The organism is Streptomyces sp. NPDC020742 (assembly GCF_040641675.1).
In the GTDB taxonomy this organism is placed as follows: domain Bacteria; phylum Actinomycetota; class Actinomycetes; order Streptomycetales; family Streptomycetaceae; genus Streptomyces.
Genome location: NZ_JBFAEA010000046.1, coordinates 21,106 through 28,251, shown reverse-complemented (window position 1 = coordinate 28,251; position 7,146 = coordinate 21,106). Strand labels below are relative to the sequence as shown.

Sequence of the window (7,146 nt, the reverse complement as noted above, 5' to 3'; positions counted from 1 at the left end):
CACCCGCTACGACAAGACCGCCGAGTCCTACCAAGCAGCCGTCACTCTCGCATCGCTCCTGATGTGGGCGTGACATTTGAAGACAACTCCTAGGCGGGGGCGTCCGCTGCCGGGCCCCGCCAGTCGGCGCCGGCGGCGGCCGGGCGGGGGGCACGGGCCGGGCAGCAGCCGACCGGGCACAGGTCGTGGCCGGCACCCAGGGCGCCCAGGGCGCAGCGCTCGGGGGCCAGGCCGCGCTCGGCGGCAGCGCGCTCCAGGAGGAGGTCGCGGACGGCGGCGGCGAACCGGGGGTCGGCGCCCACGGTGGCGGACCGGGCGACCGGCAGGCCCAGCTCGGCGGCCTTTGCGGTGGCCTCGGTGTCGAGGTCGTACTTGACCTCCATGTGGTCCGAGACGAAGCCGATGGGGGCCATCACGACCGCCGGGACGCCGGCGGCGTGCCGCTCCTCCAGGTGGTCGCAGATGTCCGGCTCCAGCCACGGGATGTGCGGGGCGCCGCTGCGGGACTGGTAGACGAGCCGCCAGGGGTGGTCCACCCCGGTCTCGGCGCGTACCGCTTCCGCGATCACCCGTGCCGCGTCGAGGTGCTGGGCGACATAGGCGCCGCCCTCGCCGCCCTCGGTGTGCTCCGCGGGGGTGCCGGAGGTGTCCGCGGCGGCGGTGGGGATGGAGTGCGTGGTGAAGGCGATCTCGGCGCGGTCGCGGGCATCCGCCGGCAGCTCGGCCAGCGACGCCAGCACGCCGTCGATCATCGGCCGCAGGAAGCCGGGGTGGTTGAAGTAGTGCCGCAGCTTGTCGACCTGCGGCACCGGCAGCCCCTCGGCCTGCAGGGCGGCGAGCGCATCGGCGAGGTTCTCGCGGTACTGCCGGCAGCCCGAGTACGAGGCGTAGGCGCTGGTGGCGAGGACCGCGATCCGACGGTGGCCGTCCTGCACCATCGTGCGCAGGGTGTCGGTCAGGTAGGGCGCCCAGTTGCGGTTGCCCCAGTGGACGGGCAGGTCCAGACCGTGCTCGGCGAAGTCCTTGCGCAGTGCGTCCAGCAGCTCGCGGTTCTGGGCGTTGATCGGGCTGACCCCGCCGAACAGGAAGTAGTGCTGCCCCACCTCCTTGAGGCGCTCACGGGGGATGCCGCGGCCACGGGTGACGTTCTCCAGGAACGGCACGACATCGTCGGGGCCTTCGGGGCCGCCGAAGGAGAGCAGCAGCAGGGCGTCATAGGGGCTGGGATCGCACTGTTCGGGCATGGCATCGATCCTGCCACCCTCGCGCCGCGGTCGGCGGGCAGGTCCCGGTGCCACGGCCGTCGAGGGCGGCGTGCACGGTGGCGGAAATCCGGAGGCACCACACCCGCCCCGCCCGTAAGCTGTATCAGCCACATACATTGCTTACCGATCTTCGGTCCTCATCCGGCGGAGCGCCCCCCGTTGCCCAGTCCTTACCGCGCCCTCTTCAGCCGCCCCGGCACCACATCCTTCTCCGCCGCCGGACTCCTGGGCCGCTTGCCGGTGTCGATGCTGGGCATCGGCATCGTCACCATGGTCTCCCAACTGACCGGCCGCTACGGCCTGGCGGGCGGCCTCTCGGCGACCCTCGCGCTGTCCGCGGCGGTCCTCGGCCCGCAGATCTCCCGGTTGGTGGACCGGCGCGGCCAGCGCCGGGTGTTGCGCCCGGCCACCCTGGTGTCGCTCGCCGCGATCGCCGGTCTGCTGCTGAGCGCGCAGCAGCGCTGGCCGGACTGGCTGTTGTTCGTCTTCGCCGCGTGTGCGGGGTGCGTGCCGAGCGTCGGCTCGATGGTCCGGGCGCGCTGGGCGGAGATCTACCGCGGCTCCTCGCGCGAGCTGCACACCGCCTATGCGTGGGAGTCGATCGTCGACGAGATGTGCTTCATCGTCGGGCCGATCCTCTCCATCGGCCTGTCGACGGCGTGGTTCCCGGAGGCCGGGCCGATGCTGGCCGGCGTCTTCCTGGCGGCCGGGGTCTTCTGGCTGACCGCACAGCGCCGGACCGAGCCGGTGCCGCATCCACGGGAGCAGCACAGCACGGGGTCGGCGCTGCGTTCGCCGGGGCTCCAGGTGCTGGTGGTGACGTTTGTGGCGACCGGAGCGATCTTCGGGGCGATCGACGTGGTGACGGTGGCGTTCGCCGAGGAGGAGGGGCACAAGGCGGCGGCCAGTGTGGTGCTGGCGGTCTACGCGCTCGGCTCGTGTGTGGCCGGTGCCGTCTTCGGACTGCTGCACCTCAAGGGGCACCCGGCCCGCCGCTGGGTGGTGGGGGTCTGTGCGATGGCGGTGAGCATGGTGCCGCTCCAGCTGATGGGGTCGCTGCCGTTGCTGGCCGTGGCGCTCTTCGTCGCGGGCCTGTCCATCGCCCCGACGATGGTGACCACGATGGCGCTGGTCGAGGAGCATGTGCCGCGGGCGCAGCTGACCGAGGGGATGACCTGGACCAGCACCGGCCTGGCGGTCGGTGTGGCGCTGGGTTCGTCGGCGGCCGGCTGGGTGGTGGACGCCGCGGGGGCCGCCCGGGGCTACCTCGTGCCGGGGACGGCGGGGGTGCTCGCCGCCCTGGTGGCCTTCGCGGGCTACCGCCGGCTCCGTCCGCGCCCGGTGCCCGGGGCGGGGCGGACCGTCGCCGAGAGCCTGCCCGCGCCGGGCGTCGCCTCCGGCGAGCGGCAGGGCGAGGAGAGCATCACCTAGCCACCGGCGGGCCGCCCGGGACGCGCACAGCGCTCGACGTCACCCGCTCGGCGTTACCGGCGGTACGAGTTGTCCGGAAGCTGGGCGATAAGGGGCGGTTCCTTGATCATGCGAATCCCGTCAACCCCTGTGGACGGCCCGTCGGTCGCTGACATCATGCGCTCACCAGCGGCGGCCGAACGGTCGTCCGCGCGCAGGGAGGGGACGTCACCATGGCAGTCCGCAACGCCGTCGACGGCTCGGGAGGGCGCGGCCCCGCGGCCGGCCCCTGGCGCAACTGGGCGGGCAATGTCACCGCCCGTCCGGTCCGGACCGCGGCCCCGGCGAGCACCGAGGAACTGGCGACCACGGTCCGCGCCGCCGTCGAGGACGGACTGACGGTCAAGGCCGCCGGCACCGGCCACTCCTTCACCCCGGCCGCCGCCACCGACGGGCTGCTGATCCGCCCCGAGCGGCTGACCGGGGTCCGCGGGATCGACCGCGAGGCCGGCACGGTGACGGTCGCCGCCGGTACACCGCTCAGGCGCCTGAACGAAACGCTGGCCGCGCACGGACTGTCGCTGACCAACATGGGCGACATCATGGAGCAGACCGTCTCGGGAGCCGTCAGCACCGGGACCCACGGCACCGGCCGGGACTCCGCCTCCCTCGCCGCCCAGGTCACCGCCCTGAAGTTGGTCACCGCCGACGGCTCGGTGCTGACCTGCTCCGCCGAGGAGCACCCGGAGGTCTTCGCCGGGGCCCGGCTGGGGCTGGGGGCGCTCGGCGTGATCAGCGAACTGACCTTCGCCGTGGAGCCGGAGTTCCTGCTGACCGCCCGCGAGGAGCCGATGCGCTTCGCCGAGGTCACCGACCGGTTCGAGGAACTGGCCACCGAGAACGAGCACTTCGAGTTCTACTGGTTCCCACACACCGGCAACTGCAGCACCAAGCGCAACAATCGCAGCCAGGGCCCGGCCGCCCCGCCCGGCAGGGTCAGCGGCTGGATCGAGGACGAGCTGCTGTCCAACGGGGTCTTCCAGGTCGCCTGCGCGGTCGGGCGGGCGGTGCCGGCCGCCATCCCGGGCATCGCCAAGCTCTCCAGCCGCGCCCTGTCGGCCCGCACGTACACCGACATCCCGTACAAGGTGTTCACCTCGCCGCGACGGGTGCGGTTCGTGGAGATGGAGTACGCGCTGCCCCGGGCGACCGCGATCGGTGCGCTGCGGGAGCTCAGAGCGCTGGTGGAGCGCTCGGACTTCCGGATCAGTTTCCCCGTCGAGGTGCGCACCGCACCCGCCGACGGCCTCCCGTTGTCGACCGCCTCGGGCCGGGACACCGTCTACATCGCCGTCCACCTCTACCGGGGGACGCCGCACCAGGCGTACTTCTCCGCCGTCGAGAAGGTCATGACGGCGCACGAGGGACGCCCCCACTGGGGGAAGCTGCACACCCGGGACGCGTCCTACCTCGCCGAGGCCTACCCCCGCTTCGGCGAGTTCACCGCGCTGCGCGACCGGCTGGACCCCGAGCGCCGGTTCGGCAACGCCTACCTCCGGCGGGTTCTGGGCGACTGACCTGCGACAACGGCCGCGTCCCGGCGTCCGCGAAGGGACACCGGGACGCGGCCGGCGCAGACCGGCGGCACCGAAGCGGCCCGTCCGGGGTCAGGAAGCGCCTGGGTCGGGCGCCTGGCCACCGGACTCCTGCTGGTCCTGCTGTCCCCCGGGGGCTCCGCCGCCTCTGGAGCCGTCACCGGTGCCGGCGCTGTCGCCGCTGCCTCCGGAGCCGCTCGGGGAGGAGTCCGGGGACGGCGAGGTGTGCGGGTCCGGCGAGGTCCTGCCGCCGTCGGACGGGGAGGGGGAGGGCGAGGAATCGCCGCTGCCCCGGCCCGTGCCGGTGCCGCTGTCGTCGGACCGGCCGGGGTCCGGGGACGCGCCGCCGCTGCCCTGCCGCCCGCCGTCACCGGGCTGACGGCCCGGGTCGGGCGACTGCGGAGGGGCGGGCTGCCGCCGGCTCTTCTCCCCGGTGTAGGTGAGGTTGCCCAGCGTGGTGCCCTGCTCCCCGTTCGGCGTCTGCCCGGTCATCAACTCGGCTGCGGTGACCCCGCCCATCGCGAGCACGAAGACCGCGAACGCACCCAGCGCCGGGCGCTTCCAGCCGCGCAGCCGGGTGCCGTACGTCCGGGTGCTGAGCTCCTCGGGACCCTCGGGCCGCTCGACGGCAGGCAGCGCCTTGGTGGCGTCGGCCGGCCGGGCGGTCGGGCTTCCCAGCGCCACCGTCCGCTCGTCGAGGCGCGGCACCGCCTGGGTGCGGTCCGCGGGGTGAGCGTGCCCGGGGTGGGCGTGCGGCGGGTGGGCGTTCGCCGGGTCCCGCCGGCGGGCCTGCTCGGCCCGCGGGATCAGCTGCGTACGGGGGGTGTCGGACCGCGGGGTCCGGGCGGCGACGGAGGTGACCCGGTCCTCGGCGCCCTGCTTGTCGAAGGTCGGCAGCACCATCGTGGGGTCGGCCTGCCGAGCCTGCGGGGATGTGGATCGAGTGCGGGAGGGGAAGCGGCGCGGCTTCGGCCGGGTGGTGACCGAGGCCTCCTTGATCTGTTCGCCGGTGCGCCGGAAGAGGTGCTGGAATATCGAGCCGCCTGTCGTGGCCACGACACTGACCACACCTGCGCCGATGATGGTTCCGTACACACCGAGCTGACCCGCGAGGTACGCGGCGACGGCGGCGGCGAGCGCACTGCCGGCCACCTGAGCGACGCTCAGGTCGATCCGCTTCTCCTTCTTCTTCGTGGCGGTTTCGGTTTCTTCGTCCATCTCCAACCTTTGATAGCCCCTTCGATCCATGTTGCATGGAGAAGTGACCAATTGGCGGAGTCAAAAGTTCCGATTTTGGGGAATCTGTGAAACTCGCCACCGCTGTGCCTGGTAGAGAGATCGACAAGACGACCGAACACCCTTACCCACCCAGAAGTTCGGCGGCGCGGCGGTCCACCCCAGTGGTCCGAATGGAGTACTGTGGCGAAGCCTGGCCCCGGTTCCCGTCCGGCTGCCCGGAACCCGCGGGAGGGGCCACGAAGACGGCACTCACCCGGGGGCGCCGTCGCTCGGCACGGGTGACCGGCGACAGGGCAAGCGACACGGTCACTGAGCGTTGCGAACAGGTAACCGTGTCATAACGGCGTTTGAGGGCCAAGCCTCGACACGCCGGGCAACTCGGCAATGTTGTGGCAGGCTGCACCCGGGCAGGCCACACTCGACTAGCGGAAGCAGCGACGCACGTGACGTCGGCAGGCACCACCCGGGAGGTCCCCATGCCCGAACTGCGTGTCGTGGCCGTCTCCAACGACGGCACACGGCTGGTGCTCAAGGCTGCGGACAGCACCGAGTACACGCTTCCGATCGACGAACGGCTGCGCGCCGCCGTGCGCAACGACCGTGCGCGGCTGGGCCAGATCGAGATCGAAGTCGAGAGCCACCTGCGGCCGCGGGACATCCAGGCGCGTATAAGAGCCGGCGCCTCCGCCGAAGAGGTCGCCCAGCTCGCCGGCATCCCCGTCGACCGCGTGCGCCGCTTCGAGGGCCCGGTGCTCGCCGAGCGTGCGTTCATGGCCGAACGGGCCCGCAAGACACCGGTGCGGCGACCGGGCGAGAACACCGGTCCCCAGCTCGGCGAGGCGGTCGCCGAGCGGCTGTTGCTGCGCGGCGCCGACAAGGACAGCGTCCAGTGGGACTCCTGGCGCCGGGACGACGGCACCTGGGAGGTGCTGCTGGTCTACCGCGTCGCCGCCGAACCGCACTCGGCGAGCTGGACCTACGACCCGCCGCGGCGGCTCGTGCAGGCGGTGGACGACGAGGCCCGGGCGCTCATCGGCGAGAGCGACGACACGCCCGAGCCGAGCTTCCCGTTCGTGCCGCGGATCGCACGACTACCGCGCGACCGGCCGCTGGACCGCACCCTGGACCGGCAGCCCGAGCGCACCGCCCCGTCCGGCGGCGAGGAGAACGAGTCGTGGGGCGCCGAGGAGACGACCGGCGGCGAACGGGAGCGGGACTCGCTCACGAGCCTGCTGGAGGCGGTGCCCAGCTTCCGTGGCGACATGGTCGTGCCGGAGAGCGCCAAGGCGCCGCAGGACGACGAGGCCGAGTCCGAGGTCGAGGTCGAGGAGCCGCCGGCCCCGGCGGCCAGTGCGGGCGCGGGCTCCGCGTACGCCGATGTGCTGATGCCCCGGGCGGTCGCGGGGCACCGCGACCGGCTGACCGGGACCACGGACCGGCAGGCGGAGGCGGACGGGGTCCGGCCCGGGCGCCGGGCGGCGGTCCCCAGTTGGGACGAGATCGTCTTCGGCACCCGGCGGAAGAAGCCGGAGTAGCCCCGGTGCCGCCATGGACACCGGTCCGCCCGTCCCCCGTTCCGGGGTGACGGGCGGACCGCGTCATGCGGCGACGCCGGTGCCGTACGGCCCCCTGACGGG

5 protein-coding genes are annotated in these 7,146 nt (G+C 73.2%); 3 read left to right on the top strand and 2 right to left on the bottom strand.

The annotated features are described in order from the left end of the window. Positions 1–89 precede the first annotated feature (89 nt). Positions 90–1,244 carry a ferrochelatase gene (locus AB0G84_RS35740; protein ID WP_361330726.1) on the bottom strand — a complete coding sequence of 385 codons (1,155 nt, stop codon included), beginning with the start codon at positions 1,242–1,244 and terminating at the stop codon, positions 90–92. Positions 1,245–1,424: 180 nt separating this feature from the next. Between AB0G84_RS35740 and AB0G84_RS35735 the strand changes: the two genes are divergently transcribed. After that, entirely contained in the window at positions 1,425–2,696 is a 1,272-nt protein-coding gene (locus AB0G84_RS35735) for an MFS transporter (protein ID WP_361330723.1), read from the top strand. A 212-nt stretch (positions 2,697–2,908) separates the two neighbouring features. Beyond that, positions 2,909–4,252, top strand: a complete 1,344-nt coding sequence (locus AB0G84_RS35730; RefSeq protein WP_361330720.1) for a D-arabinono-1,4-lactone oxidase — start codon at positions 2,909–2,911, stop codon at positions 4,250–4,252. 90 nt (positions 4,253–4,342) lie between these two features. Here AB0G84_RS35730 and AB0G84_RS35725 read toward each other — a convergent pair whose 3' ends face one another. Next, on the bottom strand, positions 4,343–5,488 hold the full coding sequence (locus AB0G84_RS35725; protein WP_361330717.1) for a hypothetical protein: 1,146 nt from the start codon (positions 5,486–5,488) through the stop codon (positions 4,343–4,345). Between the two features lie 497 nt (positions 5,489–5,985). On the opposite strand from AB0G84_RS35725, the gene sepH reads away from it, so the two are divergent. Next, positions 5,986–7,044 carry a septation protein SepH gene (gene sepH / locus AB0G84_RS35720; protein WP_361330714.1) on the top strand — a complete coding sequence of 353 codons (1,059 nt, stop codon included), beginning with the start codon at positions 5,986–5,988 and terminating at the stop codon, positions 7,042–7,044. The last annotated feature ends 102 nt before the right edge of the window (positions 7,045–7,146 follow it).

What these genes read in the sequence shown, in the direction of transcription:
- AB0G84_RS35730 (WP_361330720.1), top strand. Translation starts at nt 2,909, where the DNA reads ATGGCAGTCCGCAACGCCGTCGACGGCTCGGGAGGGCGCGGCCCCGCG.
- AB0G84_RS35725 (WP_361330717.1), bottom strand. Translation starts at nt 5,488, where the DNA reads ATGGACGAAGAAACCGAAACCGCCACGAAGAAGAAGGAGAAGCGGATC.
- AB0G84_RS35740 (WP_361330726.1), bottom strand. Translation starts at nt 1,244, where the DNA reads ATGCCCGAACAGTGCGATCCCAGCCCCTATGACGCCCTGCTGCTGCTC.
- sepH (WP_361330714.1), top strand. Translation starts at nt 5,986, where the DNA reads ATGCCCGAACTGCGTGTCGTGGCCGTCTCCAACGACGGCACACGGCTG.